The organism is Nitrospirillum guaranorum (assembly GCF_034653275.1).
Lineage (GTDB): Bacteria > Pseudomonadota > Alphaproteobacteria > Azospirillales > Azospirillaceae > Nitrospirillum.
Map to the genome: position 1 here is coordinate 519,859 of NZ_JAYEES010000002.1, position 25,957 is coordinate 545,815.

Below are 25,957 nucleotides of genomic sequence, written 5' to 3' on the forward strand. Positions count from 1 at the left end.
GTCAGAACAAGGGCTTCAACCCGGGTGCCCAATGGCGGCCAGCGCGTGGTCCAGTTCCTGGATGGCGCAGACGATGTGGTAGAAGCTGCTGGCGGGGGCGGCCTCCTCGACGAAGGTGCCGTCCGGGTTCAGGCGGTCGCGCCACAGGCCCTTCACCGGCGTGTCGAAGTACTTCATCAGGCCGCGCCCGCCGTTGGCGGCCATGGTCCAGTAGGTGTCGCTGCGGTCGGCGTCGTCGCGGGTGGCCAGCGCCGCCAGCACGGCGCATTTGATGCGTTCCGTCTGCGGCCACAGGCGGGCGACGGGGTCGTGGGGGGTGAGGTCGTCCAGCAGGGCGTTCATGGCCACGCCCCGCGCCGGGTCCACGCCCGGCCCCTCGCCCACGGCGATCATGCGCCAGGCGGCGTCCGAGGCCGCCTTGTTGCCGGTCAGCGCCGCCCAGCGCAGCATCAGCCACGACCATTCGAACTGGTGCCCCGGCTCGACGATGCGGCCGGGCGTGCCGGCCTGGGGCCGCCAGTCGCCGTCGAAGAATTCCTTCAGCCCGCCCATGTCGTCGTCGATGAAGCGGCTGAGGGCCAGGCCCACGATCTCTTCCGCCAGGTCACGCCAGCCGCTGTCCCCACCCTGCTCCATCCAGGCCAGCGACGCCTCCAGCATGTGCATGTGCGGGTTGGACAGCAGGGGCAGGGTGCGGGGGTGGCTTTCCTCGAAGCCGCCCTGGGCGTGGTGCAGGGTGTCCAGCAGCCGCTGGCGCAGGGCCACGGCCATCTCCTCGGGCATGCGGCTCTCCGGCGTGGCGCTCTGCGCGGCGGCCAGGGCGAACAGGGCGAAGGCCTGGTCGTACAGCACCACGGTGTCGTCCAGGGCGGCGCCGTCCGGCGCCACCTTGGTGCGGAACAGGCCGTCGGGCCGGCGGTAGTGGTTCAGGAAGAAGGTCAGGCCATGCTCCGCCGCCTCGCGCACTGGGCCGTTCCAGCCGGACTTGGCGGCGACGGAATAGGAATACACTTGGCGGGCCTGCACCCGGGCGCGGCGCGCGTCGTTGGTCGGCTTGCCGTCCAGGCCCAGCTTCTCATGGAAGCCGCCGTTCACCCGGTCCGCCCCCACCTCCCACCACAGGGGATAGGCCCGCTCCACCAGCCAAGCCTTCAGTTGGCCACGCACGGCGGCGGCGTCGGCCACGGCGCCGGTGGGGGTGGAGTTGGGGATGGTGGAGGACAGCACAGCCGCTTGCATCATCATTCGCCTTCCGGTCGGCTCTCGGGGAAATTTCCAAGACGATAAAAGGCGTTGCCCATGCGGGCTAGAGGCAAGGCGGTAATAATTCGGTGACTGGATGGGTTTCGTTTTTGGGAACGCCACTCGACATACGATCGCGGCGATGCCACCTTCTGGATATGAGCAAGCCGGAACCCATAACGCCTTTGAGCGACGAGGAGGCTGCCGAATTGGCGGCTTTGACCGCTGCCGTGGCGGAGGCCCGGGCGGATCATCGCGGTATCCCGCATTCTGAGGTGCGGGCATGGCTGCTGGAGATCGCCGCCGGCAATTTCGACGTGCCGCATCCCGTTCCTCGGTAATCAGCATGACTGAGCAGGTCACGTGGCGCCCTGTGGCCTTCGCGGACCTTGCAAAGATCATCGCCCATATTCACGCGGAAAATCCAATCGCAGCCCAGCGGGTTGGCCGCGAATTGCTGCTGGCGGCAGACAGCTTAGCGATTTTCCAAATCGTGGGAGACACGGACGTGTGCCTGGAACGCGCGAACTGGTGACCATCCGCCCTTACATCATCGTGTACGAGGTCGATGACCGGAAAAGCGCGACAATCCTGCGGATTTGGCACAGTGCTCAGGATTGGCCGGCCTCTTAAGACCTCCTCCCAAGAAAAACGGCCCGGGCTCCGTCAAGGAACCCGGGCCGCATCGTAACCGCCGCTTCTAGGGGGGAGAGGAAGGCGGCGGGTGCGATCACTCGGCGGCGTGCTGCGCCGTATGGCCGTTGAGGGCCGGCTGTTCCAGCTTCTCGTGGGTGATCAGCTTGCCGCCCGCCAGCTTGCGCAGCAGGACGTAGAACACCGGGGTCAGCCCCAGGCCGAAGAAGGTCACGCCCAGCATGCCGAAGAACACGGCGACGCCCATGGCGTGGCGCATCTCGGCGCCAGGCCCCGTCGACATCACCAGGGGCACCACACCCATGATGAAGGCGATGGAGGTCATCAGGATGGGACGCAGACGCAGGCGGCTGGCCTCGATCGCGGCCTGGACGGGGGTCTTGCCGTGGATTTCCAGTTCACGGGCGAACTCCACGATCAGGATGGCGTTCTTGGCCGACAGGCCCACCAGCACCATGAAGCCGATCTGGGTGAAGATGTTGTTGTCACTGCCCGTCAGCCACAGGCCGGCCAGGGCCGACATCAGGCTCATGGGCACGATCAGCAGGATGGCCAGCGGCAGGGTCAGGCTCTCGTACTGGGCGGCCAGCACCAGGAAGACCAGCAGCACGCTGATGGGGAACACCCACAGGGCGGAGTTGCCGGCCAGGATCTGCTGGTAGGTGAGGTCCGTCCATTCCAGCTTGATCCCCCGGGGCAGGACCTCATGCGCGATCCGCTCCGCGGCGGCCTGGGCCTGGTTGGTGGAATAGCCGGGGGCCGGGCCGCTGTTGATGTCGGCGGCGGTGTAGCCGTTGTAGCGCACCACCATCTCCGGCCCATAGGTCGGGCTGACGCTGACCAGCGACGACAGCGGCACCATCATGCCCTGGGCGTTGCGGGTCTTCAGCAGGCCGATGTCGTCGGCATGGGCGCGGAACGGGGCGTCCGCCTGCACCCGCACCTGGTAGACGCGGCCGAAGCTGTTGAAGTCGTTGACGTACAGCGAACCCAGGTAAATCTGCATGGTGTCGAAGACGTCGTTGACCGACACGCCCAGCTGCTTGGCCTTCACCCGGTCCAGATCCACGTTCAGCTGCGGAACGTTGATCTGGTAGCTGGAGAACGTCGGCCCCAGCTCCGGCGTCTTCATGGCCTTGGCGATGAAGTCGTTGGACGCCTTGGCCATGGCCTCGTACCCCAGGGCGCCGGTATCCTCAAGCTGCAGCTTGAAACCGCCCAGGGTGCCCAGGCCCATGACGGGCGGGGGCGGGAAGACGGCGATGTAGGCGTCCTTGATGCCCGCGTATTCCTTGCGCAGGTTGGCGGCGATCTCGGCGGCCGAGATATGGCCGGGACGATCGTCGTAATGTTCCAGCGGGACGAAGACGATGCCGGCGCTGGAGCTGTTGGTGAAGCCGTTGACCGACAGGCCGGGGAACGAGACAGCATGGGTCACGCCCGGCTGTTTCATCGCGATCTCCGACATCTTGCGGATGACCTCCTCCGTGCGGTCCAGCGAGGCGCCGTTGGGCAGCTGGGCGAAGGTCACCAGGTATTCCTTGTCCTGGGCGGGCACGAAGCCGCCGGGCACGGTGTTACCCAGGAAGACGGTGGCACCCAGCAGGGCGACATAAATGCCGACCATGATGCCCTTGTGCCGGATGACGCCGCCCACGCTGTTGCCATAGGCCTGGGACCCGCGGTGGAACACCTTGTTGAAGCCCCGGAAGAAGGGGCCCAGCACGGTGTTCATGCCGCGCGTCAGCCAATCCTGGCCGTCATGGTGCCCCTTCAGCAGCAGGGCCGCCAGGGCGGGGGACATGGTCAGCGAGTTGAAGGCGGAGATGACGGTGGAGATCGCGATGGTCATCGCGAACTGCTTGTAGAACTGTCCGGTCAGGCCGCTCATGGCCGCCAGCGGCACGAACACGGCCACCAGGGTCAGGGCGATGGCGATGATGGGGCCGCTGACCTCACGCATGGCCTGGTAGGTCGCTTCCTTGGGCGACAACCCGGCCTCGATGTTGCGCTCGACGTTTTCCACCACGACGATGGCGTCGTCGACCACGATGCCGATGGCCAGCACCATGCCGAACAGCGACAGCGCGTTGATGGAATAGCCGAAGGCCAACAACAGGGCGAAGGTGCCGACGATGGAGACGGGCACCGCCAGCAGCGGGATGATGGATGCCCGCCAGGTCTGCAGGAAGACGATGACCACGATCACCACCAGGGTGATGGCTTCCAGCAGGGTGTGGATCACCGCGTTGATGCTGGCGCGGACGAACTGCGTCGGATCATAGACGATGCGGTATTCCACACCCGGCGGCATGTCGGACGCCAGTTCCGCCATGGTCTTGCGGACCTCGTCGGAAATGGCCAGCGAATTGGCGCCGGGCGACTGGTTGATGGCCATGGCCACGGCCGGCTTGTTGTCCAACAGGGCGCGCAGGCCATATTCCGACGCAGCCAGCTCAATGCGGGCCACGTCGCGCAGGTAGGTGACGCCACCGTCGGCCGTGGTCTGCAGGATGATGTCGCCGAACTCCGCTTCCGTCTTCAGACGGCCGCGGGCGTTCACCGACAGCTGCAGGGGTACGCCCTTCACCGACGGGGACGAGCCAATCACGCCCGCCGCCACCTGGACGTTCTGGTCGCGGATGGCGTTGACCACGTCCTCGGCGGTCAGGTTGCGCTGGGCCACCTTCTGCGGGTCCAGCCAGACGCGCATGGAATAGTCGCCCGAGCCCCAGACCTGCACCTGGCCCACGCCCTGGATGCGTTCCAGCCGGTCCTTCACGTTCAGGACGGCATAGTTGCGCAGATAGGTCATGTCATAACGGTCGTTGGGCGAGATCAGGTGCACCACCATGGTCAGGGTGGGGGAGCTCTTGATCGTCGTGACACCCAGGCGCTGCACGTCCTCCGGCAGGCGAGGCAGCGCCTGCGAGACGCGGTTCTGCACCATCTGCTGGGCCAGGTCGGGGTTGGTGCCCAGCTTGAAGGTGACCGTCACCGCCAGGTTGCCGTCGCTGTTGGCCTGCGACTGCATGTACAGCATGTTCTCGACGCCGTTGATCTGCTCTTCCAGCGGCGCCGCGACAGCTTCGGCGATGACCTTGGGGTTGGCGCCCGGGTATTGGGCGTGCACCACCACGGTGGCGGGCACCACCTCGGGGTATTCCGAGATGGGCAGTTGGAACACGGATATCAGGCCGGCCACGAAAATGGCCACCGACAGCACGCCGGCGAAGATTGGCCTATCAATGAAGAAACGGGAGATGTTCATGGCTGTTCTCTAATGGAACGGGCGTTCATCCAGGCACCTCTTGGGTTCAGCCTCACAGGGCGGAACCGGCGGCGGTTTGCCGGGGCTGGGTGGCGGGGTTCTCGCCCGCCATGGCGACGTTCTTGGGCTTCACCGCGTCGCCCGGGCGGGCGAACTGCACGCCGTTGACGACGATGCGCTCCCCGGCCTTCAGGCCCTTGGTGATGACGCGCAGGCCATCCTGCATGCCGCCCAGGGCGACCTCGCGGTAGGCGACCTTGTTGTCGTCACCGACCACCAGGACGTACTTCTTGTCCTGGTCGGTGCCGATGGCGCGGTCGTCCACCAGCAGGGCCTCATGAGGGCTGCTGCCGCCCACCTTGATGCGGGCATACAGGCCGGGAACCAGCAGGCCGTCCGCGTTGTCGAACTTGGCGCGCACGCGGATGGTGCCGGACACGGTGTCCAGGTGGTTATCCACATGCTCCACCGAGCCGGTGCGGGAATAGCCGTCCTCGGTGGCGAGGCCCAGCTGCACCGGCGCGGTGCCGTCCTTCACGCTGGCGATGTAGCGCAGGTAGGTCTGCTCATCCACGTCGAAGGAGGCGTAGATGGGCGAGACGGAGACCAGCGTGGTCAGGGGTACGCTGGCGGCGCCGGCGGCCACGATGTTGCCCACCGTGATCTCCGCACGGGAAACCCGGCCGTCGACCGGGGCCACCACGCGGGTATAGCCGAGGTTCAGGCGCGCCACCTCCAGCGCCGCCTCGGCCGCCTTCACATCGGCGGCGGCGGTGCGGGAAGTGTTCTCGCGGTCATCCAGGTCACGCTGGGGAATGGCGTTGCTGGTGATCAGCTTGCGGGCGCGCTCCAGGTCCGTGGTGGCGAAGCGCAGGCGCGACTGCGCCGACGCCAGGGCCGCCTCGGCCCGGTCGACCTCCGCCTGGAAGGGGCGGGGGTCGATGGTGAACAGCAGGTCGCCCTTCTTCACCAGGGCGCCGTTCTTGAAGTTCACGGCCACGATGGGGCCGGAGATCTGCGGACGGATGTCCACATGCTCCACCGCCTCCAACCGGCCGGAATAGCTCTGCCAGTCGACGACGGTGCGGGCCAGCACCGGGGCCACGTCCACCTCGGCCGCCGGCGGGGCGGCGGGGGTGGAAGCGGCCTGGGCGCCGGAGGGACCGTGCAGGAAAAAGCCGCCGATGGCGACCAGGGCGACGCCGGCGGCCAGGGCCAGCACCAGCTTCGTGCGCGTGTTGGACATGGGGTGATACTCCTTGATACTGCGTTGGCGGGGCGTTACAGGCGACGCCCGAGGAAGTTGGCGATGGCCGCCAGGGCCGCGGGGTTGGCGGCCAGGTCGGCATGGGAAACGCGGGGGAAACGGGTCACCTCGGTGGGCACGCCGGCCCCGATCAGTTGACCTGCGTACTTCTCGGCCTCGACGTGCAGCACGTCGTTCTGGGCCGTGACGATCAGCGCCGGGGGCAGGCCGGCCAGGCGCCGGGATTCCAGCGGCGCCGCATAGGGATGCAGGCGCTGCGCCGCTTCCGGCAGATAGGCGCGGTAACACTTGGCGCAGTCGGCGATGGTGATGTCCGAACTCAGCAGCGTTTCGTCTCCCACCCGGGTCAGGCTGGGATCCAGCATGGGGCCGATCAGCACCTGCGCCTTCAGCGGCACGTCACCCTGGTCACGGGCGATGAAGGTCAGCGAGGCGACGATGTGCCCGCCGGCGTCGTACCCGGCCACGCCCAGGCGGTTGGCGGCGCCGCCGAAATCCTTGGCGTGTTCGGTGGCCCACAGGGCGGCGCGGTAGGCGTCGCCCGGGGCGGCGGGGAAGGGGTGGGCCGGGGCCAGGGAATAACCCACGGAGATGACGAAGGCCGGCGTGTGCGTGGCGATGAAGCGCGCCGCCGGATCGGCATCGTCCAGCCCGCCCTTGGTGAAGCCGCCACCGTGGAACACCAGCACGACCGGCAGCGAGGGCCGCAGGGTCTTGCGCGCGATGGCCGGACGGTACAGGCGCAAGGTCACCTCCTGGGCATAGCCCGGGATGCGCGTCTCGCACACGGTCACCTCATCCGGGCCGCTGGCGGATGTTTCACAGGGATTATGGCGCGATGGCCTGGACATTTCACATGGACGCGGATGCGTCCCTCCTGGTTTATGACAGGGTGGACTGTATGAGGGGTGCTGCGGCGAATAAATCAGTGTTTCGCTGCTACACAATTCGGATTGTCGGAACAATCGTGGAGGGCGGAGACGGAAACGCGTACCGCGGCGGATGCGCCGCGGTACGCGTGGCGGCCCAGGGATGGGCCCCGTAAGCGGATTGTCGGATAGGGACGGGCTTAGAAGCCCCGCAGCATGACGCCGATGAAGGGGAACAGGTCGCACAGCGCCAGGCCGGCGAACAGGGACAGCCCGGCACCCATGGCCGCCAGGACCGCCAGGGTCATGCGGGCGTCCGCGGTCAGCAGGGGTGCGGCTGCCGGCAACTCTCCCAGCAGCGGGCTGGGGGCGAAGGGATGGGGAAGCGTCAGGCGGCGCTGGGCATCAAGGATCGGTGCGGCCATCGAACGAACTCCTCACGAACGGGTGATGCCAGGCATACGCCAGGATCCGCGGCGGTCGCGTCCCGTTTCCCACCGTCAAAACGGCGGAAGAGGCGGGCGGCGGTATCGGCCGCAGAATCCGGCGGGTTGCCGGCATCAAGAATGGGGCGGTGTGACCTGTGACTGCCAAGACCAGGGATCACGCCAGCGACAACGCGTCCGCGCCCCTTTCCGGTGGATAGCCCCGGTGGAAAAGGACGGTCAGGCCGCGAGACTAGGTTGGGGCCCCGAACGGGGCGGTTTCACGACGGGCGGACCCTGAAAACATCCCCCGGGCCCGGGCTGCCGACCGGTCCGTGACCGGCACCGCAGCGACGGTTCCATCATAGCGAACGCCGCTCTAGGCGGAATACGCGATAATGCGAATACTCTGTTTAGAAAAAACCGCATAATCGGCGGGAATGACGCCGGGCCGGCGGTGCGGCCGCACAATGGATCCCACGGTACCATCGTCACGATGCCCAAGGCCAGCCCCGCCTGGGCGCGTTTGCGATCCAAGGTGAAAAGGATCGGGCATCAATGCCGGTCATCGTCCCGCCGGGCTCCCTCCGACCAGATTGTTGGTCAGACATAACCCCCTGGGCGGGCGAAGACAACGTCGCCCCCCGTGTGCGCCCGTTTCACGCGCAGATCAGGCACTTCTCCTCATCCTCCACATCGACCGCAACCGGGGCGGGGGGCTTTTCGGGGCAGAGGGTGGCCTGGCCGTTGAACAGGGGGCAACTGTCGAACAGGTCGGCCACCCAGTCCACGAACACCCGCACCTTGGGCGACAGGTGGCGATTGTGGGGATAGACGGCGGAGATGGGCATGGGCTCCGGCTTCCACCGGGGCAGCAGTTCCTTCAACTGGCCGGACAACAGGTAGGGCTTGGCCATGAAGTAAGGCGGCTGGATGATGCCCAGCCCTTCCAACCCGCAGGTGAGATAAGCGTCGGCGTCGTTAACAGCCACGGGCCCGGCGGCCTTCACCTCCTGCACCTCGCCCTCCACGATGAAGGACAGGTCGACGATCTTGCCGGTGCGGCTGTGGAAATAGTTCACGGCCTGGTGCCGCTCCAGATCCTCCAGCGTTTCCGGCACGCCGTAGGCGGCGATGTAGGCGGGACTGGCGCAGGTCACGCCCTGGAACACGCCCACGCGCCGCGCGATCAGGCTGCTGTCCTGCAGATGGCCCACGCGCACCACGCAGTCCACACCGTCCTGCACCAGATCCACCGGCCGGTCGCCCATGCCGATCATCAGGTCGATGTCGGGATATTGCCGGCGGAATTCATGGACGCGGGGGATGACCAGCAGCCGGCCGATGGCGCCCGGCATGTCCACGCGCAGCTTGCCACGCGGGTTCTTCTTCATATTGGCGAAGGAGGACTCCGCCTCGTCGATGTCGGACAGGATGCGGACGGCGCGTTCGTAGTAGGCGGCGCCGTCGGGGGTCAGGCTCAGGCGCCGCGTCGTCCGCTGCAGCAGGCGCACGCCCAGGAAGCCCTCCAGGTTCTGGATGATGGTGGTGACGGACGCGCGGGGCAGGCCCAGCGTGTCCGCCGCCTTGGAAAAACTGTTCACTTCCACGATGCGGGTGAACACCTGCATCGCCTGCAACTTGTCCATGGAACCCACCGGATGTCAGACGGTCCGGAACAATGTAGGTAATTGGGTGGCCGGGTTCCAGGCCGTGGTTGCGGGGTCTGCCATCAGCGGAACCGCTCCACCGCCCGGGTGATGGCGGCCAGCTTGTCCTGCGCCGTGCCGCCGGCGCAGATGGGATTGTCGGCGAAGGTGGCGAAACCGCAGTCAGGGTGCAGCAGCACCCGCTGCCGTCCGAACAGGTCGATGGCCTGCGCGATGCGGGCGGCCACCGCGTCCGTCTCCTCCACCGCCGCGTGCTTCTGGTTGACCACGCCCACGCCCAGCCGGGCGTCGTCGGGCAATGCGCGCAGCACTTCCATCTCACCGGCGCGGGGCGTGCACATCTCCAGCAGGTAGGCGCCGACCTTCACCTGGGACAGCGTGGCGACCAGGGGGGCGTAGCCGCCGGACAGGGCGACGCTCTCATCCGGCGTCCAATTGCCCCGGCAGACGTGCAGGGCGGTGCGTTCCCGGGGGAAATCCGCCAGCACGGCGTTCAGCAGGTCGCGGGCGAACCCTAGTTCATGGTCGGGCCCCAGGGACTCCGACAGGGCGCCGCACATGAAACTGCGTTTGTTCTTGGCCCCGGCGAAGACCACCTCCGACAAGACGGGCTCATCGAATTGTATGAGCGCCGCGCCGGCGTCCAACAGGTCGGCCAGCTCTTCCCGCAACACCCGCACAATGTCCTGAGCCAAGTCTTCCCGGCTGGCATAGGCCTGGTCGGAAATGCACTCCATCCACATGGTGCGGGTCAGCAGATAGGGGCCCGGCAGGGCCACCTTCACCGGCTTTTCCGTGACCGTCCGGGCGAAATCCACCTCATGCGCCACCAGCGGCCGGGACCGGACCAGCGGACCGAAGACGGCGGGATGACGCACCTCGCCCGCCGGAATGTCCAAGGCCCGCAGTTCCGCCGCGAACTCCTCGGGATCGTCCACCAGGGGCAGCAGGTCCGTCAGGGGGATGAGCTGGCAGTTGTCCAGCCGGCTGGCGACGAAACTGGCGTAGCTGTCGCGCCGCTGTTCCCCGTCCGTCACGACATCGACGCCCGCCCGTTCCTGCGCGGCGATGGCCAGCCGGACGGCGTCGTCGGCCGTTTCATGGAAGGCCTGCTCCGCCAGCCGCCCCTCCACATGGGCGTGCATGGCCTCCACCATCCAGCGCGGGCGTGGCCAGGACCCGATGCCCATCGCCGCCAGTGCCGGTATGGCTGGGACGGTGGCCGCCTGCCGCCTGGGCGGGGTGGCGGGCGTGGCCGAGGGCGCCGCCGTGCCCGCCTGGGGCGCGGCGGTTCGTTCCGACAGGGCGCCCTTGCACACCAGGAAGCTGCGCTGGCGCCCGGTTTTGGTCCAGGACACCAATTCGTTGCCGGTCAAGCGGCACCAGGCCGGCAGATCCTCATCGACCGACACCTCCGACGACAGGATTTCCAGCAGGCCGCCGCGGGGCAGCGGGTCAATGTGCCGGCGGATCAGCAGCAGCAGGCCGTTGCCGCAGTCAAGGTCACCCCCGTCGAAGGACGTGTCGGGGACGTGGATGTGGCGGGCTGTGGGTGTCATGGAATCCATCCGGTCAAGGGGCGCCGTAGAGGCGGGCGGCCGCGGCGTCATCGAACGAGGCGGCCGGCAGGTTCACCACCACCTGGCCGCCCGCCAGACCGACGATGCGGTCCGCGGCGGCGCGGGCCAGGTCCACCTGATGCAGGCTGCATACGACACCCACGCCTTGGGTCCGGGCGATGTCGCGCAGCAGATCCAGCACCCCGCCGGCCGTGGCCGGATCCAGGCTGGCCACTGGCTCATCGGCCACGATCAGGCGGGATCTCTGGGCCAGGGCCCGGGCGATAGCCACGCGCTGCTGCTGCCCGCCGGACAGGCTGTCGGCCCGTTGGTCGGCCCTGGCCAACAGGCCGACACGGTCCAGGCATTCCAGGGCCAGCAGGCGGTCCGCGCGGCTGAAGCGACGCGACCAGCCCCGCCACGCCGGCACATGGCCCAGCCTGCCGGCCAGGACATTGTCCAGGGCGGTCAGCCGGCCGACCAGATTGAACTGTTGGAACACCACGGCGATGTCGCGCGCCAGGCGTCGCCGGTCGCGGCCGCCGGCACGCGCGATGTCGTGGCCGCCCATCCATACCGACCCCGCATCGGGCGGGACCAGGCCGGCCAGGCAGCGGAAAAGCGTGGTCTTGCCGGCGCCGCTAGGTCCCAGCACGGCCACGACCTCGCCCGCGAGCACGCTGAAATTGACGTCCGCCAGGGCGGCCTGGCCGTGGAAGGCGCGGCGGATGCCGTGCGCGCGCATCAGCGGTTCGGTGGGTGGGACGTCAGCCGGGGCGATCGATGCGTCCCTCACGCCAGCCTCCGGCGCAGCCAGCCGGACAGCCGGTCCAGCGCCGTCACCACCACCAGGATGACGGCGATGATGGTGACCAGACGGGGGAAATCCAACAGATCCATGCTGTTCTTCAGTTCCTGGCCAATGCCGCCCGCGCCCACGACACCGAGGACGGTGGAGGCGCGGACGTTGAACTCCCACCAGAACAGGGCGGTGGACAGCATGGTCGGCGCCACATCGGGCACCAGGGCATAGACGATGGCGGTCAGCCGGCCGGCGCCCGTGGTGCGCACGGCCTCCAGCGGGCCCAGGTTGGCGCCTTCCAGATAATCGGCGAACTGCTTAGCGGCACTGCCCCAGGTGTGCAGGGCGATGCCCAGCACACCGGCGAAGGGGCCAAGGCCGACGGTCGCCACGAACAGCAGGGCGAAGACGAAGCTGTCGATGCCGCGCAAGGCGTTCAGGAACCAGCGCGCCGGGTAATACAGCCCGGGCCAGGGCGTGATGGTGCGGCTGGCCAGGATGGCCATGGGCAGGGCCAGCAGCGCCGCCAGGGTGGTGCCGATGGCGGCCATGGCCACCGTTTCCGCCGTGCGCCAAGCGAACAGGGGCAATTCGTGCAGGTCCGGTGGCCAGGCGGTCGCCAGCCAACGGCCCAGCTTGGGCAAGCCCGTCGCCAGCTTGTGCAGGTCGATGCCCGCCAGCCGCCAGGACACGGCATAGAAGGCCAGCAGGGCGGCGCAGATCCCCCACAAGCGCAGGCGGCGGGCCGTGAACCCCCGGTCCGTCGCCTCCATGCGCCGTAGCGCCTGTTCCGCCGCGCTGGTCATCAACGGTCCGATCTCAGGCCTTCGCCTTGATCTTCCCCAGCGCCAATCCCGCCTTCTCGATCATGTCGTAAGAGGCGTGGGTGGCGGTGACGAAGCCCGTGTACCGGTTGGGCAGCAGGGTCTTGGCCTGGTCCATCGTGATAGCGGTCAGGATCTTGCGTACTTGGTCGCCCATGCCGGCCGGGGCGTTCGCCGGCAAGACGATGGCGTCGTTGGGCAAGGGGTCCGAGGTCCAGACGATCTTGTTGGCGTCCTCCTTCACCTTGCCGCTGGCGATCATGGCGTTGCGGTTGCGGTCGAAGTCGGTCGCCAGGTCCACCTGCCCCGCGCTGACGGAAATCTCGTTGGCGGCGTGGGTGGCGCCCTCCGTATAGGTCCAGAAGGTCTTGGGATCGATCTTCCAGACCTCCTTCGCGTAATAGCTGGGAATCAGCCAGCCGGAGGTGGATCCCACGTCGGCGAAGGAGATGGTCATGCCTTTGGTGTCGTCGGGGAACTTGGCGACCTTCACGTCCGGCCGGGCGATGATGACGCCCAGGTAGGTGGGCTTTTCGTCATACTTGACCGTGGCCACCGCCTGGCAGCCGGTGGCGTTGTTCGCGATGATGTAGCCCCAGGGCCCCATCCAGGCCAGATCCAGCTGGCCCGATCCCATGGCCACGGCCATGCCCGCCCAGTCGGTGGTGGCCACCAGCTCGAAATCCACACCCAGCTCCTTGGCCAGGTGGGCGAACAGCGGCATGTAGGCCTTCTTGGTGTCCTCCGGCGACGGCAGCAGCGGCCCGATGCCGAAGCGCAGGGTCTTGCGGGCCTGTGCCAGGGCTGGTGCCGCCAGGGCGGCGGCGGCCAGGCCGGTGCCCGTGGCGATGCCCCTGGCGATGAAGGTCCTGCGGTCCATGTGCGCGTTCCTTTCCCGGATCAGTAGCTGACGCTGGGCGCGCCGTCGCTCATGAACTCGACCAGCTTGGCGCCGCCCACGATCTTGGCGCCGGCCACCAGCTTTTCCTCGTCCAGCCCGCGCTTCTTGAAGCAGGGGGAGCAGACATAGATGGTGCCGCCGGCGGCGGCGAAGTTGGCGATCAGGTCCTTCAGGGGGGCGAATCCCTCTTCATGGATGTCGTCGGCATAGCCCGCTTGCGACAGGCGGGTGCCCTCGATGGAGAGGAACACCACCGTTTCCTTGTCCGACGCCACGGCGGCGTTGGCGATGACGAAGGCGACGGTGGCCTTGTCGGTGTCATTTTTGGCGCAGCTCAATGAGACGACGAACTTTCCAGGCATGGTTTCTCTCCGATGAAGAGCTCACGGCCAGTCGGGCCGCGAGCGGATCCAGAAGCTATGGGTGGCGGGGTCGTGGCGGACCAGCTCGTTCCGGGTCATGCGGCACCAGGCCGGCAGATCCTCCGGCGCGCCGCTGTCGTGGGCGATGACGCGCAGTACGGCGCCGGGCATGGCCTTCAGCCGGACGCGCAGCAGCATCACCAGTTCGCCGCAGCCCATGTGGCCGGCGTCCCAGGTGCCGCTGTCCATATCCCGCGTATCCGCCATACCTGCCGCTTTCCGTCCATGCCGCGCCGGGGGCCACCCAGTGGACATGACTTGGCCCGCATGCGCCCAGGCGCAAGCAATCCCTTGAGGGTTTTTGAAGAGGGAGCAGATGGCGGCCGTGAACGTCCCCGTGGGCACACGGGCATCGGGTCAGCCCGCACGGGGCATGACGTAAGGCCGAAACACTCAATGAACACGATAGGTTGACGCCCGGCCGGGCGTCAAGCCGCGGCGGCGGCCCGTTCAGGCCGCGGATATTAATCGCGGCTTTTTCTTATAAAAAAGCATCAACTGTACAAGTCGGGCGGCGACCGGCAGGAAAAAGGGGCCGGCACGGAATGTGCCAGCCCCCATCGAAGTCGCCCTTGTTCGCGGGCTTAGAACCCGGCCTTCAGGGTGACGAAGAATTGGCGCGGGGCCAGCGGGTAGATGGCGTAGGTGCCGGAGGCCGAGCCCACGGTGATGGTGCTGGCCGCCTTCTTGTCCATCAGGTTGGTGACGTTCAGCGCGATCGAGGACGACTTCACGCCCGGGGCGATGGCGCCCAGGTCGTAGCTGGCCTCCAGGTTGAACTGCCAGTAGGACGGGACCCACAGGTCGTTGGTGTAGGTGGCGTAGCGCTTGCCGTAGTACTCGCCGCTGACCTTGGCGCCGAAGTCGCCATAGGTGCTGCTGACGATGAAGCGGTTCATCCACTCCGGATCGCCGGGGATCAGCTTGCCGGCGGTCTGCACCGTGCTGGCGCCGCTGACGTAGTTCTGGTCGTACTGGGAGTGGTTGTAGGACAGGGCGTCGTAGACCGAGAAATGGTCGCCCAGGTGTACGGTGGCGGCCACGTCAACGCCGTCGGTGGTGACGCTGCCCACGTTCTGCAGGATGCCGACGCCGCCCACGAAGGTGGTGAGGGTGGAATTCGGGCTGATCAGCAGCTGACGGTTGCTGAAGTCGACGTGGTAGTAGTTGATCTGGCCGCCGATGCCGGTGATGAAGCCCAGGTCCACCGGGTGGTCGCCGCGCCAGCCCGCCTCATAGGTCCAGGAGGTTTCGGGGTTGCCCGTCCTCTTGAACAGGTCGAAGGCCGCCTGGCTGCCCAGGCTCCACGGCGAGGCGCCGCCCAGGCCATAGGTGATGTACTGGCGCAGGTTCTTCTGGATGTTGAAGAACAGCTGGTCGTTGCTGGTGATGTCCCACAGGGCGCCCACCTGCGGCAGGAAGCCTTCCTTGGTGTCGATCTGGCCCTCCGGCAGGTTCACGGTGGTGCCGCTATAGGAACCGGACAGCGGCTGCACCGGCATCTTGCCGTCGGCGAACTGCAGGCTGGCCTTGAAGCCGGCCTGCAGCTTCACGGTCGGCAACACCTGCCACTGGTCCTGCAGGTAGGGCTCGATCACGTCGTTGGTGATCTTGCTTTCCACCTGGGTGAACAGCGCGTTGTCCGGGACGTCATAGGGCGTCAGCGGGTTGGTCAGCGACAGCTGGTACCAGCGGCGGGCCGTGGTGGTCTCGTTATGCTCCCACCACACGCCGCCTTCGATCTGGTGATCGCCCAGGGTGTAGGTGGCGTTGGAGCGCACGCCCTCGCGGTCGATGGTGTACTCGGTGGTGCGGACGCCGTAACCGGTGTTGCCCAGCACGGTCTTCAGATCCTGGGTCGGGTAATAGACCTTGAACACCGAGGCGGCGCCGCTGATGGGCAGGGCCACGATGCCGCGGCCATCGTCATGGTGGTAGTAGACCTGGTTGTGCCAGACCAGATCGTCGCTGAACTGGTAGTCATAGCTGACGTAGCCCAGGTAGTCGGTCCGCTGCGCCGCGCTGAAATAGTTGGAATAGTTGGCGCCCAGGGCCGCCGGGGTGTTGCCCTTGGCGTCCACGTAGGTCAGCGCCTTGGCCAGGTCCGGGTACAGGAAGGGACGGGTGTAGGGCTGGTAGGCCTGGTTGGCGGCGATGGAGGTCGCGTCCTCGTTGGGCTCGACCTTGTCCGACCAGTCGAAGAAGGCCTTCAGCGTGCCCTTGTCACCGGCATGCACGAACTTGCCGTTGACCTGGTAGCCGCCCTGCTGGCCGTTGAAGTCCCAGGCGCGGGAGTCCTGGCGCACGAAGGAGACATAGCCGCTGTTGCCGCCGTCCAGCTCGCCGGTGTCGATGCGGGCGAAGGTGCGGAAGGTGTCGTAGCTGCCGAACACCTGCTCCACCTGCGCGCCGGCCTCATCTTTGGGGTCGCCGGAGAACACCGCCAGCGTGCCGCCCAGGTTGCTGGTGGAGGCGGTGCCCAGGTCACCGGCGCCCGACGCCAGGCTGATGCGGCCGATGTTCTCGCTGATGATGGCGCGCTGTGGCGACAGGCCGTTGTAGTTGCCGTAGGACTGGTCGCCCAGCGGCACGCCATCCAGGGTGTAGCCCAGCTGCTGCGCGTTGAAGCCGTGGATGTAGAGCGAGGAGTTCTGCTCGTTGTTGCCCCACGGATCGGCGTTCTGGAAGATGACGCCCGGCAGCATGTTGATGGCCTTCACCGCGTTCACGCCGGGCATGATCGCCTGGATCTCGCGGGTCGGCAGCTCGATTTCCGACGCGGAGCGGCGGGACGAGGTGATGATGACCTCCTCCATCTGATCGTTGTCAGAGGCGGCCGTGTCGGGCGCCTGCTGGGCCGAGGCCGACAGCGCCAGGCCGGTCATCAGCGCCAGGGCGGCGGCCGATGCCAACAGGTGACGGATGTGCATTTCTTTCCCCCAGGGTTATGAAATTGCTGGGGTAATAGCCAGGCTACCGCAGTGCGGCAAATTAAGTTTTGATTTCAGGTGAGGTGCGGAAATATTGCGGAATCGTGTATTTTATACTTACAACGAATAGTTACTGATCGTCGTGATTATATCTTAAGCGCAGTATATTGAACATTTGAAGCGGTGGCGAGATGCCGCAGATGCGAAAGGTGGCCCAGGCCGAGAGCCTTCCGGCCGGGGTGCGCATCATTGCGCCCGTTCGTCGTTCGGCCTTATAAAACCTCATGCAATATTCAGGTTCAGCCGCGCCCATGCCCATCCCGCCCATCCCGCCCAAGCCGTCCGCCGCCAAGCCGAAGCGCGAACTTTCCGTGGGGGAGGTGGCGAAACGCGCCGGTGTCGCCGTTTCCACCCTGCATTTCTATGAGGCCAAGGGCCTGATCACGGCGACCCGCAGCGGCGGCAACCAGCGCCGCTACCCGCGTGAGGTGCTGCGCCGCATCGCCATCATCCGCGTGGCCCAGCGCGCCGGCATCGCCTTGGCGGACATCCATGACGCCCTGGACACGATACCGGACGGGCGCACCCCCACCCAGGCCGATTGGCGCCGCCTGTCAAGCGGCTGGAAGGACATGCTGCAGCAGCGCATCGACAGCCTGATGCAACTGCGCGACCAGCTGGAAACCTGCATCGGTTGCGGCTGTCTGTCGCTGGCCGACTGCCCCTTGCGCAACCCGTACGACCAGCTGGGCGCCGACGCGACGGGCCCGGTGCTGCTGCAGCGGGCGGGGGCGGGGAAGGCGGGGGAGTAAGGCGACGGTGGTCTCAAGGCAACATCAGGGGAACGTTGCTTGAGGCGGCGGCTTGCCGCAACGCCTTGTCCAAAGTGGCGAGCGGCAGACCCGATCTCAACGCCAGTTCCAGATAGATGGCGTCATAGACGGAGAGCTCGTGGCGTAGGGCAAGGTTGGGGACCGCGCCCCACAGCCTGGCATTGCCATCTTCATCGAAAGCGATCGGCAACCGAGCAAGCTGTTGCAGCGCGTTTTGTCGATCCGGTGCCGAGATTCGGCTTCGGCGTTCCGCCATCGCCAAGACATTGGCGACTTCAATCCGCCATAGAGGTGGAGCCAGTGCTCCATCCTGGATGATCCGTTCAAGCAGGGCCTGCGCCGCCGGACCTGCTTCTCCAGGAAGGATCCACGCGAGGGCCGCAGAGCTATCGATGACGCACAGGGTCATCGACGGCCTTCAAGACGATATTCCTCCAACTCAGCCATTGTGAAGGGCGTCTGGTCCTTGGCCGCGATGGAATGGCGCAGAGCCGCCAGCGCGGATGCCGCCGCTTTGGCTGAGGCGATGTCCTTGCCACCATCGATAGGGCCGAGTTTGGCGACGGGACGGCCGTGGCGGGTGATAATTACCTCCTCACCCGCTTCGACCTTATCAAGCAGCGCGGCCAAATGGGTCTTCGCTTCAAAGGCGCCTACGGTTGCCATGGCGGGTCTCAAACTGGTTGGACGTCTAGTTTAAAGTGAGAGCGGGCATTTGTCCCCGGAAACTTCCGCCGCTGCGCCCGGCAGCAACCGGGGTCGGTACGGTGGACGACGGCGCAGGGGTGGCGGGGAACTGGCCTTGGGCGCAATCCCGCGACCTCCGCCAGGGCGAGGGCGCGCCCGGATCAGCGCACCACCGGCACCACCCGCTGGTCGATGGCGCCGAAGACGCTGCCGCCGTCGGCCAGCTTGACCTCCATGCGCACGCGGTCGCCATAGCGCATGAAGGGGGTTTTGGGCTCCCCCTCGTCCAGGATCTCGATGCCCCGCCGCTCGGCGATGCAGCTGGACCCCACGGTGCGATAGCTGTCGTTGGACACGGTGCCAGAGCCAATGATGGTGCCGGCGCACAGGTCCCGCGTGCGGGCGGCGTGGGCGATCAACTCATGGAAGCCGAAGGCCATGGCCCCGCCCTCCGCCGCGCCGAAGCGCTGGCCGTTGAACCACACGTCCAGCGGCCGGTGCACGCGGCCCTCGCGCCAGGCGTCCCCCAGCTCATCCGGCGTCACGGCAACCGGGGCCACGCTGCAGGGCGGCTTGGCCTGCACCCAGCCGAAGCCGGTCTTCATCTCCCGTGGGGCCAGCACGCGCAGCGACCAGTCGTTGATCTGCACCACCAGGCGGACGTGGGCCAGGGCCTGCTCCGCCGTCACGCCCAGCGGCACGGCGCCGGTGATGACGCCGAACTCCCCCTCGAAGTCGATGCCGTCCGCCTCCGACGGCAGGGCGACATCCTCGGTCGCGGCCAGGAAGCGGTCGGAGACACCCTGGTACATCAGGGGTTCCGCCCCCTGCACGTTGTCGATCTTGAACACCTTGGACATCAGCTCGCCATGGCTGAGATAGGCAGAGCCATCCAGCCACTGCCAGGCGCGGGGCAGGGGCGCCAGGGCCTGGCTGGCGTCGAAGGGGAAGGTGTCGCGGCCGATGTTGACGGCTTCGTACAGCGCCTGCAGCGCCGGGGCGACCTCGTCCCAGCGCTCGATGGCGTCCTGCAGGGTGGGGGCGATGCCGTCGGCAAACGCCGCGCGGCGCAGGTCGCGGGACACGACGGCCAAGCGGCCGTCACGGCCGCTGCTGGTTAAGGCACGGCCGTCGCGCGTCCCGTTGGGCAGGGTGGCGAGTTTCATCGGATGGTCCTTCAGCCCACGTTTCCGCCAAACGTCTCGGCGATCCAGTCGGCGATGTAGTCGCGGCCGAAGGACATGTTGTCCACGCCCACATGCTCGATGCCGCCTTCGCGCGGGGTGAAGATCTTCAACTCGCGCTTGGGGCTGTTGACCAGCTGGTCATAGGTCTGGTGGGCGTAGTCCAGGCTGATCTGGCGGTCGTTCTGGCCGTGGGTGACCAGGAAGGGCACCTTGATGCGCTCCACCACGCCATTGAGGTTCATGCCCTCCGCCTTGGCGAGGAAGTCGTCCATGTCGGTGGCGCCGAACACCCAGCTGACATGGGCCCAGTAGTGCGGCACCGGGTTCTCGCCCTCACGCGCCAGGCGCTTCTGCTGCACCTCGGCCCAGTTGTGGTTGGCGCCCCAGACGACGCCCAGGGCGAAGCGCGGCTCGAACGCCACGGCGCGCGGGGTGAAATAGCCGCCCAGGGAAATGCCGGTGATGCCGATGCGCTTGGGATCGACGTCGTCCTGCGTCTCCAGCCAATCCACCACCTTGGACGCCCATTCCTCCGATTTGTGGGTGGCGGGCAGGTTGTGCAGGCGCAGGGCCTCGCCGCTGCCCGGCTGGTCGATGCACAGTGTGGAGATGCCCCGGCGCAGCAGCGCGTGCGGCAGGCGGGACCAGTACAGCAGCTCCTTGCAGCTATCCAGGCCGTTGACGTAGACGACCACGGGCTTGGGGCCGGGGCCCGGCGCCCGGGTGTACAGGCCGGCGATGACGCCGCCCTGGTAGGGGATTTCGATGCGCTCGGCGTTTTCCTTGCCCAGCGCCATGGCGCGGCGGAAACTGTCCTGCGCCTTGGCATAGGTGGCGGCCCGGCCGGGATGGCCGTGACCCTGCATGCGCTCCGCCGTGGTGTAATAGAGCGAGGCGCGCTGCAGCTTGGTCCCGGCGGAGAAGTTGCGGCCCCGGGCCTCATCCTCGGCGGCGAGGTCCACCAGCTTGTCGGCCATGGCCACCCAGTGCTTCAGGAACTCCCCCGTGCCGGCGTCCTCCCCGCGCGCCGACGCGTCGCGCAGCGGCCGGCACATCTCATCGATCTCGCCGATCTGGGCGCCGGACTCGATGGCGATGTCCACCGACAGGTTCCAGACGTAATTCTTGGGGAAGTATTCGAACATGGGGTCCTGGCCTCTGGTCGCGAAAGGGACGCTGGGCCTGGGGGCTTCCGGTCGGACCACGGGGATGGGGCGGCACCCGTGGTGACCGCTCGGGGGGCATGGTTCCGCCCCACATTCGCTTTCCCTCCCGCCGTCCGCCGGTGGCCCCGGGGCACCAACGATACGCATGGGTGCACCCTGACGCGGGGTTAGGCATTTGTGAAATCGAACGATGCGATGGGACGCTAACGGTTTGGGTGATGATGCGGTGCCGCCTGCCGAATGCCGCGTTCAGCCCCCACCTGCCGCTGGCAGGCAGGGACCGGACGCGGTCTGCGTTACGCCGCGCGGATCTTGGCCAGGAAGCCATCGACGGCCTGACCCAACCGCCCGGTTTCGTGGGAGATCTCGCCAGAGACCTTCATGACCTGGCTTGCCGCCTTCCGCGTGTCGGCCGCAGCTTGGGTGACGCCCTGGATGGTCACCGTGACCTCCTGCGTTCCGCTGGCCGCCTGTTGGACGTTGCGGGCGATCTCGGCGGTGGCCGCGTTCTGCTCCTCCACCGCCGAGGCGATGCCCGTGGTGATGCTGCGCATTTCCTCGATCACCCGGCCCACGCCCTGGATGGTCGTCGCGGAGTCCCGCGCCACCTGCTGCATGTTGGCGATTTGCTGGGCGATCTCGTCGGTCGCCTTGGCCGTCTGGTTGGCCAGGCTTTTGACTTCCGACGCCACGACGGCGAAGCCCTTGCCGGCGTCGCCCGCCCGCGCCGCCTCGATGGTGGCGTTCAGCGCCAGCAGGTTGGTTTGCCCTGCGATGGAGGAGATCAGCTCCACCACATTGCCGATCTTCTCGGCCGCCGTGGTCAGGCCCATGATCTGGGCGTTGGCCGCGTCCGCCGTCCGCACCGCGTCCGTGGCGATGGTCGTGGACTTGGCCACCTGGCCGGCGATCTCCTTGATCGAGACGGACAGTTCTTCCGTGGCGGCGGCGACGGTCTGCACGTTGGCGCTGGCCTCCTGCGAGCCTTCAGCCACCAGATTGGCCTGGCTGTTGGTTTGGTCCGCCGTGGCCGTCATGCTGGTGGCGGCCCCACCCATCTGGTCGGCGGCGCCGCTTAGGGTGGCCACCACCGCCTTGACGCTCGCTTCCAGTTCGCTCGCCATGCGCCCCAGGGTCTCCCGCCGTTCCGCCTCGGCGGCGGCTTGCATGGCGCCGCGTTCCTGTTCGGCCCGCCGCAGGTCGGCTGCCATCTTGTTCAGGGCTTGCGCCAGGGTCCCGGTCTCATCCTGCTGATCGACCACTAGGTCCTTGTCAGCCCGGCCGCCCGCCACGTCTTCCGCGAAGTGGGCGCTGGCGCGGATGGGGCGGGCGATGCCGCGGGCCACGAACCACATACCGCAGACGGCGCCGGCGGCGATGGCCAACGCCACGGCCAGTTGCAGCATGGTGTCGCGATTGCCGCGCTGCCGCAGCGCGTCGTCCAGGGCTGTCGCCTCCGCCAGGGCCACTGGCCGCGGCACATCCACCAGCACGGACCAGGGCGTCTTGGTCCGGCCCAAGGTGATGGGGGCGAACGCCTTGACGGAGTCGGAAACGGTATCTTCCGTCACCTGCTCTTTACCCGCCTGGATGACCGCCAAGTCGGCCTGCCAATTGTGGTCGAAGCGCTCGAAGGAGCTGCCGATGGCGTCCGGATGTTCGCTGGACGCGACGATCAGGCCCTTGTGGCTGATGATGGTGACCGACGCCTTGCCACTGAAGACCGAGGCCTTCACCTGTTCGGCCAGTTGCTGCACGAAAGCCAAGTCGAAGTCGGCACCGGCAACGCCGCGAAACTTGCCATCGATCATGATGGGCACCGACATGGTGGCCAGGTAGACGTTCTTGCCCTGCACGATATAGGGCAGGGGATCGAGGATGCTTTCACCGCCGCCGCCCTGCGGTCCGATATACCATCCCCCCTTCATGACCCCATTGGGATGCAGCTCATGGCTGTCGTATTCCACCAGCGGCTGGATGGCGACATGGCCCGAGGCGTCGCGGGTCCAATAGGGCAGGAAACGGCCTGTGGCGTCTGAACCCGCCTCATGACGGTCCTTGAACGCCGTATCCTGGCCATCCAGGGCGTCGGGCTCCCAGGCGCTGTAGGTCCCGTTGAACCGGGGGTTGGCTTTCAGGACGTTCAGCAGCACGGCGTTGAACTGCGCGCGGCGCAGTGCTGGCGCGGTGCTGACTTTATCCTGGGCGTCGGCCAGCACTTCGAACGTCCGGGCCATGTCGCGGGCGCTGTCGAACGCCCCATCCAGGGTGGACCGGATGACACCGGCCTGGGTGGAGGCCAGTGTCTGCAAGCTTTCCCGCGTTTTGTTATCGGACAATTGCCCGACTTGCTCGCCAACGAAGGCTTTGGTGTTGCTGGACGCGATCAGTCCATAGCCCACCAGAGCACCCGTCGCTCCCAAGACGCACAACGCGGAAAGTAAACTGATCTTTGTCTGTAACGATTTAAAACGCATGGTATTTTCCCGGATTGTGTGGGCCGGCGAAGTCGGCGCTTATCCGGAACAAAATACATATGTAGTTTTTCTTGCGGGTGATCCAGATCAACGGGAAATGGTTAATTACTCCAACCACATACCAACGGATATGTTCGCGATGTGATCGTATTTTTAATACAATTTCCATTTGGATTGAACGTTGAGGACTGTCTCCTCTCTTCGTAAAAAAGGGCCGCCGGCGGGAAGTCCGGCGGCCCCGAGGTACCTTCCAGGGGGCCAACCCGAGGAAGGGAACTGGGGACGATCGCCCCGCCCTGGTGGTACGGCCGGGGCGGGGCGGTCCTGACATCAGAAATCGTATTTCAGGCGCACATAATAATAGCCGCCGTCGTAGCCGTAGGGGCTGCTGAAGGAATACTGCTGGCCGACGCCATAGGTGCCGAACTCCGGCCGGATCTTGGCGGGGTACTTGTCGCCCACGTTCTGGCCGCCGACGCTGGCGGTCAGGTCGTCCAGCACCTTGTATGAAACCTCGGCGTCGAAGATCCAGGCGGGGTCGAAGTTCTGGCCCAGGCAGGTGGTGCCGCAGATGCTGACGTTGTCCTCCCACGCGCCGAAATAGCTGGCGCGGCCCAGGATGCTGAACTTGCCGATGTCCCACACGCCGGTCAGCGTGGCGCGATAGTGCGGGCTTTCGTTCTGCAGGTCCTGCACCTGGCCCAGGCCGATGACCGTGGGGTTGTACTTGGTGACGACCGTGTGGTTGATGTTCATGGCCGCCGTGGCGTGCAGCTCGCCCGCCGTGTCCAGGTCGAAGGTCTTGTTGGCGACGATGTCCACACCCTGGGTGCGGGTGTCGAAGCCGTTGGCGAAGTAGTTCACCTGGCCGCCCACGCCCACCGCCGCCAGCGCCGGCTGGGCGACGATGTCGGCCGCCGTCACCGAATAGGTGCTGGTGATGCCGATGCGGTCCTCGACCTTGATGTTGTAGTAGTCGACGGTCAGGTTGACCTTGTAGGGCAGGTCGAAGACCAGGCCGCCGGCGATGTTGAACGAGGTCTCGGGCTTCAGGGCCTGGGCACCGTAATAGCGGGCGATGGCGCTGCCCACGGGATAGGTGCCCTGTTCCACCGGGTTGCCGTTCTGGAAGATGGTGGTGACCTTCGACACGTTCTCCTGCCCGGGCGTCGGCGCGCGGAAGCCGGTGTTGACGGAGGAGCGGACGGCCAGCCAGTCGGTCAGCTGGTAGCGGCCGGTGACCTTCCAGTTGGTGGTGTTGCCGAAGTCGCTGAAATCCTCATAGCGCAAGGCGAACCCCAGGCTGAGGTCCTTGATCACGTCGGCTTCGGCGTCGGCGTAGAAGGCGTAGTTGCTGCGCGGAAACTGGCCGGCGTCGGTGGGGGTGAAGCCGGGCATGCCGTTGGACCCCACCGGCACGTAGGCGGCGTAGGGGCCCGAGGTGTAGGACGCGGCGTCGCCGGGGGTGATGGTATAGGTCTCGCGCCGGTATTCGGCGCCGCCGGCCAAGGTCAGGGGGCTGGCCAGCCAATCGATGTGGACCGGATAGGTCAGGTCCAGGTTGAGGTCTGTTTCCTCCTGCGTCTGGGTGCCCACGTAGAACTGGGTGGGGCTGACGGCCCCCAACGAGGGATTGACCGTGTTGGTCAGGTTGTAGCGCACCTCGTCCCGGCCATAGCTGGCGCTGGCATCGATGATCAGGCCGGACTTCAGCGTGGTCTTGTAGCCGCCGGTGATGCTGCTATCCAGGATGTCGCCATAGAACCAGGGGTGGTAGCCACCGGGGTAGACGCTGGCCCAGGAGAAAGTGCCGCCGCTGGTCAGGGGGAAGGTCGTGCCCAGCCAGCTGCTGACCGGGTCGCGGTAGTAGAAGCTTTCCTTCTCATTGCTGTGGCCGAAGTTGCCGAACAGGTAGATCTTGGAATTGTCGGTCAGGTCGACGCCGCTGTTGATGAACAGGCGCTCCGCCTCCACCGCGTTGTCGCCCCAGCGCTGGTTGGGCGTGGGATAGCCCTTGGGGCCCGGGTTGTAGCCGGACGCCTTCAGGTCGGTGACGTCGCTGCGCTCCACACCCCGGTCGGTGGGGTCGTTCTTCTGGTACTCGGCGCTGATGTTGACGAAGCCGCGGTCGCCCAGGGGCAGGCCGGAATTCACCTGGATGTGGCCGGTGGCGCCGTCGCCGGCATAGTCCTGGCCCCATTGCACGATGATGCTGCCGCCGTCGGCGGCATCCTTCAGGGTGAAGTTCATGACGCCGGCGATGGCGTCAGACCCGTATTGGGCGGAGGCGCCGTCGCGCAGCACCTCCAGCTGCTTGATGGCGATGGCCGGGATCTGGTTCAGGTCGGCCCCCTGCGAGCCCGAGGTCTGGGCGTCGCCGGCGATCTGCACCAGGGCGGAGCGGTGGAACCGCTTGCCGTTGATCAGCACCAGGGTCTCATCCGGCGGCAGGCCGCGCAGCGTCGGCGGGCGCACGATGCCCGAGCCGTCGTCGCTGGAGAAATGGCCGACGTTGAAGGAGGGCACCAGGGTACGGATCAGGTCCTGCGTATCGCTGCCGGCCTGGCGTTCCAGATCCTCCGGTGTGAAGACGTCGACGGGGGAGGGGCTGTCGGCCACCGAGCGATCGATACGGCGCGTGCCCGTCACGATGATCTCGCTGAGGTTGTCCGCGTCGGCGGGTGCCGTCGCGGCCCAGGCCCCGGATGACATCGAAATGGAGGCCAGCGCCGTGCCGGCCAGAAGAGTCAGCGCAGTAAAAACGCGCGCAC

General features: G+C 66.8%; 21 protein-coding genes and 1 pseudogene. 3 read left to right on the forward strand and 19 right to left on the reverse strand.

Going from position 1 to position 25,957, the window contains the following annotated elements; genetic code table 11:
- Positions 1 to 15: 15 nt before the first annotated feature.
- Positions 16 to 1,245: an AGE family epimerase/isomerase gene (locus tag UAJ10_RS07925; protein ID WP_322914844.1), complete on the reverse strand. Its 1,230-nt coding sequence runs from the start codon at positions 1,243 to 1,245 to the stop codon at positions 16 to 18.
- Between the two features lie 155 nt (positions 1,246 to 1,400).
- Here UAJ10_RS07925 and UAJ10_RS07930 point away from each other — a divergent pair, with 155 nt between their 5' ends.
- Positions 1,401 to 1,583, forward strand: coding sequence for a hypothetical protein (locus UAJ10_RS07930; RefSeq protein WP_322914845.1), 183 nt, complete (start codon positions 1,401 to 1,403; stop codon positions 1,581 to 1,583).
- A 5-nt stretch (positions 1,584 to 1,588) separates the two neighbouring features.
- Positions 1,589 to 1,875: pseudogene (locus tag UAJ10_RS07935) on the forward strand (type II toxin-antitoxin system RelE/ParE family toxin).
- 97 nt (positions 1,876 to 1,972) lie between these two features.
- On the opposite strand, the gene UAJ10_RS07940 reads toward UAJ10_RS07935, so the two are convergent.
- From UAJ10_RS07940 to UAJ10_RS07995, 12 genes are all read right to left on the reverse strand, one after another.
- Positions 1,973 to 5,167, reverse strand: coding sequence for an efflux RND transporter permease subunit (locus UAJ10_RS07940; protein ID WP_322914847.1), 3,195 nt, complete (start codon positions 5,165 to 5,167; stop codon positions 1,973 to 1,975).
- Positions 5,168 to 5,219: 52 nt separating this feature from the next.
- Positions 5,220 to 6,413, reverse strand: coding sequence for an efflux RND transporter periplasmic adaptor subunit (locus tag UAJ10_RS07945; protein ID WP_322914848.1), 1,194 nt, complete (start codon positions 6,411 to 6,413; stop codon positions 5,220 to 5,222).
- A gap of 35 nt (positions 6,414 to 6,448) precedes the next feature.
- Positions 6,449 to 7,222, reverse strand: a complete 774-nt coding sequence (locus UAJ10_RS07950; protein ID WP_322914849.1) for an alpha/beta hydrolase — start codon at positions 7,220 to 7,222, stop codon at positions 6,449 to 6,451.
- A 281-nt stretch (positions 7,223 to 7,503) separates the two neighbouring features.
- Complete coding sequence (locus UAJ10_RS07955) at positions 7,504 to 7,728, reverse strand: hypothetical protein (RefSeq protein WP_322914850.1); 225 nt, start codon at positions 7,726 to 7,728, stop codon at positions 7,504 to 7,506.
- 659 nt (positions 7,729 to 8,387) lie between these two features.
- The gene (locus UAJ10_RS07960; RefSeq protein WP_322914851.1) at positions 8,388 to 9,377 is read right to left on the reverse strand and encodes a LysR family transcriptional regulator; all 990 of its coding nucleotides are present in this window, start codon (positions 9,375 to 9,377) and stop codon (positions 8,388 to 8,390) included.
- 83 nt (positions 9,378 to 9,460) lie between these two features.
- Positions 9,461 to 10,957, reverse strand: coding sequence for a hypothetical protein (locus UAJ10_RS07965; RefSeq protein ID WP_322914852.1), 1,497 nt, complete (start codon positions 10,955 to 10,957; stop codon positions 9,461 to 9,463).
- A gap of 13 nt (positions 10,958 to 10,970) precedes the next feature.
- On the reverse strand, positions 10,971 to 11,753 hold the full coding sequence (phnC, locus tag UAJ10_RS07970; protein WP_322914853.1) for a phosphonate ABC transporter ATP-binding protein: 783 nt from the start codon (positions 11,751 to 11,753) through the stop codon (positions 10,971 to 10,973).
- A complete protein-coding gene (gene phnE, locus UAJ10_RS07975; RefSeq protein ID WP_322914854.1) occupies positions 11,750 to 12,565 on the reverse strand; it encodes a phosphonate ABC transporter, permease protein PhnE in 816 nt (271 codons plus the stop codon). Before phnE ends, phnC begins: the two co-directional genes overlap by 4 nt.
- Before the next feature lie 13 nt (positions 12,566 to 12,578).
- Positions 12,579 to 13,463: a phosphate/phosphite/phosphonate ABC transporter substrate-binding protein gene (locus UAJ10_RS07980; RefSeq protein WP_322914855.1), complete on the reverse strand. Its 885-nt coding sequence runs from the start codon at positions 13,461 to 13,463 to the stop codon at positions 12,579 to 12,581.
- A 20-nt stretch (positions 13,464 to 13,483) separates the two neighbouring features.
- Positions 13,484 to 13,846 (reverse strand): DsrE family protein, encoded by a 363-nt coding sequence (locus UAJ10_RS07985; RefSeq protein WP_322914856.1) that lies wholly within the window; start codon positions 13,844 to 13,846, stop codon positions 13,484 to 13,486.
- A gap of 21 nt (positions 13,847 to 13,867) precedes the next feature.
- The gene (locus UAJ10_RS07990; RefSeq protein ID WP_322914857.1) at positions 13,868 to 14,113 is read right to left on the reverse strand and encodes a sulfurtransferase TusA family protein; all 246 of its coding nucleotides are present in this window, start codon (positions 14,111 to 14,113) and stop codon (positions 13,868 to 13,870) included.
- 377 nt (positions 14,114 to 14,490) lie between these two features.
- Positions 14,491 to 16,836: a TonB-dependent receptor gene (locus tag UAJ10_RS07995; protein ID WP_322914858.1), complete on the reverse strand. Its 2,346-nt coding sequence runs from the start codon at positions 16,834 to 16,836 to the stop codon at positions 14,491 to 14,493.
- Between the two features lie 311 nt (positions 16,837 to 17,147).
- On the opposite strand from UAJ10_RS07995, the gene soxR reads away from it, so the two are divergent.
- Positions 17,148 to 17,648 (forward strand): redox-sensitive transcriptional activator SoxR, encoded by a 501-nt coding sequence (soxR, locus tag UAJ10_RS08000; protein WP_322914859.1) that lies wholly within the window; start codon positions 17,148 to 17,150, stop codon positions 17,646 to 17,648.
- A 13-nt stretch (positions 17,649 to 17,661) separates the two neighbouring features.
- Here the strand turns inward: soxR and UAJ10_RS08005 are convergent, their stop codons facing one another.
- The 6 genes from UAJ10_RS08005 to UAJ10_RS08030 all read right to left on the reverse strand — a co-directional run bounded on the left by UAJ10_RS08005 (position 17,662) and on the right by UAJ10_RS08030 (position 25,898).
- Entirely contained in the window at positions 17,662 to 18,078 is a 417-nt protein-coding gene (locus UAJ10_RS08005) for a type II toxin-antitoxin system VapC family toxin (protein ID WP_322914860.1), read from the reverse strand.
- Positions 18,075 to 18,335, reverse strand: a complete 261-nt coding sequence (locus UAJ10_RS08010; protein ID WP_322914861.1) for a type II toxin-antitoxin system Phd/YefM family antitoxin — start codon at positions 18,333 to 18,335, stop codon at positions 18,075 to 18,077. Before UAJ10_RS08010 ends, UAJ10_RS08005 begins: the two co-directional genes overlap by 4 nt.
- 182 nt (positions 18,336 to 18,517) lie before the next feature.
- Complete coding sequence (locus tag UAJ10_RS08015) at positions 18,518 to 19,522, reverse strand: fumarylacetoacetate hydrolase family protein (protein ID WP_322914862.1); 1,005 nt, start codon at positions 19,520 to 19,522, stop codon at positions 18,518 to 18,520.
- Between the two features lie 11 nt (positions 19,523 to 19,533).
- The gene (locus UAJ10_RS08020) at positions 19,534 to 20,688 is read right to left on the reverse strand and encodes an alpha/beta hydrolase family protein (RefSeq protein WP_322914863.1); all 1,155 of its coding nucleotides are present in this window, start codon (positions 20,686 to 20,688) and stop codon (positions 19,534 to 19,536) included.
- Between the two features lie 317 nt (positions 20,689 to 21,005).
- Complete coding sequence (locus UAJ10_RS08025; protein ID WP_322914864.1) at positions 21,006 to 23,021, reverse strand: methyl-accepting chemotaxis protein; 2,016 nt, start codon at positions 23,019 to 23,021, stop codon at positions 21,006 to 21,008.
- A 495-nt stretch (positions 23,022 to 23,516) separates the two neighbouring features.
- On the reverse strand, positions 23,517 to 25,898 hold the full coding sequence (locus UAJ10_RS08030) for a TonB-dependent receptor plug domain-containing protein (protein WP_322914865.1): 2,382 nt from the start codon (positions 25,896 to 25,898) through the stop codon (positions 23,517 to 23,519).
- Between the last annotated feature and the right edge of the window lie 59 nt (positions 25,899 to 25,957).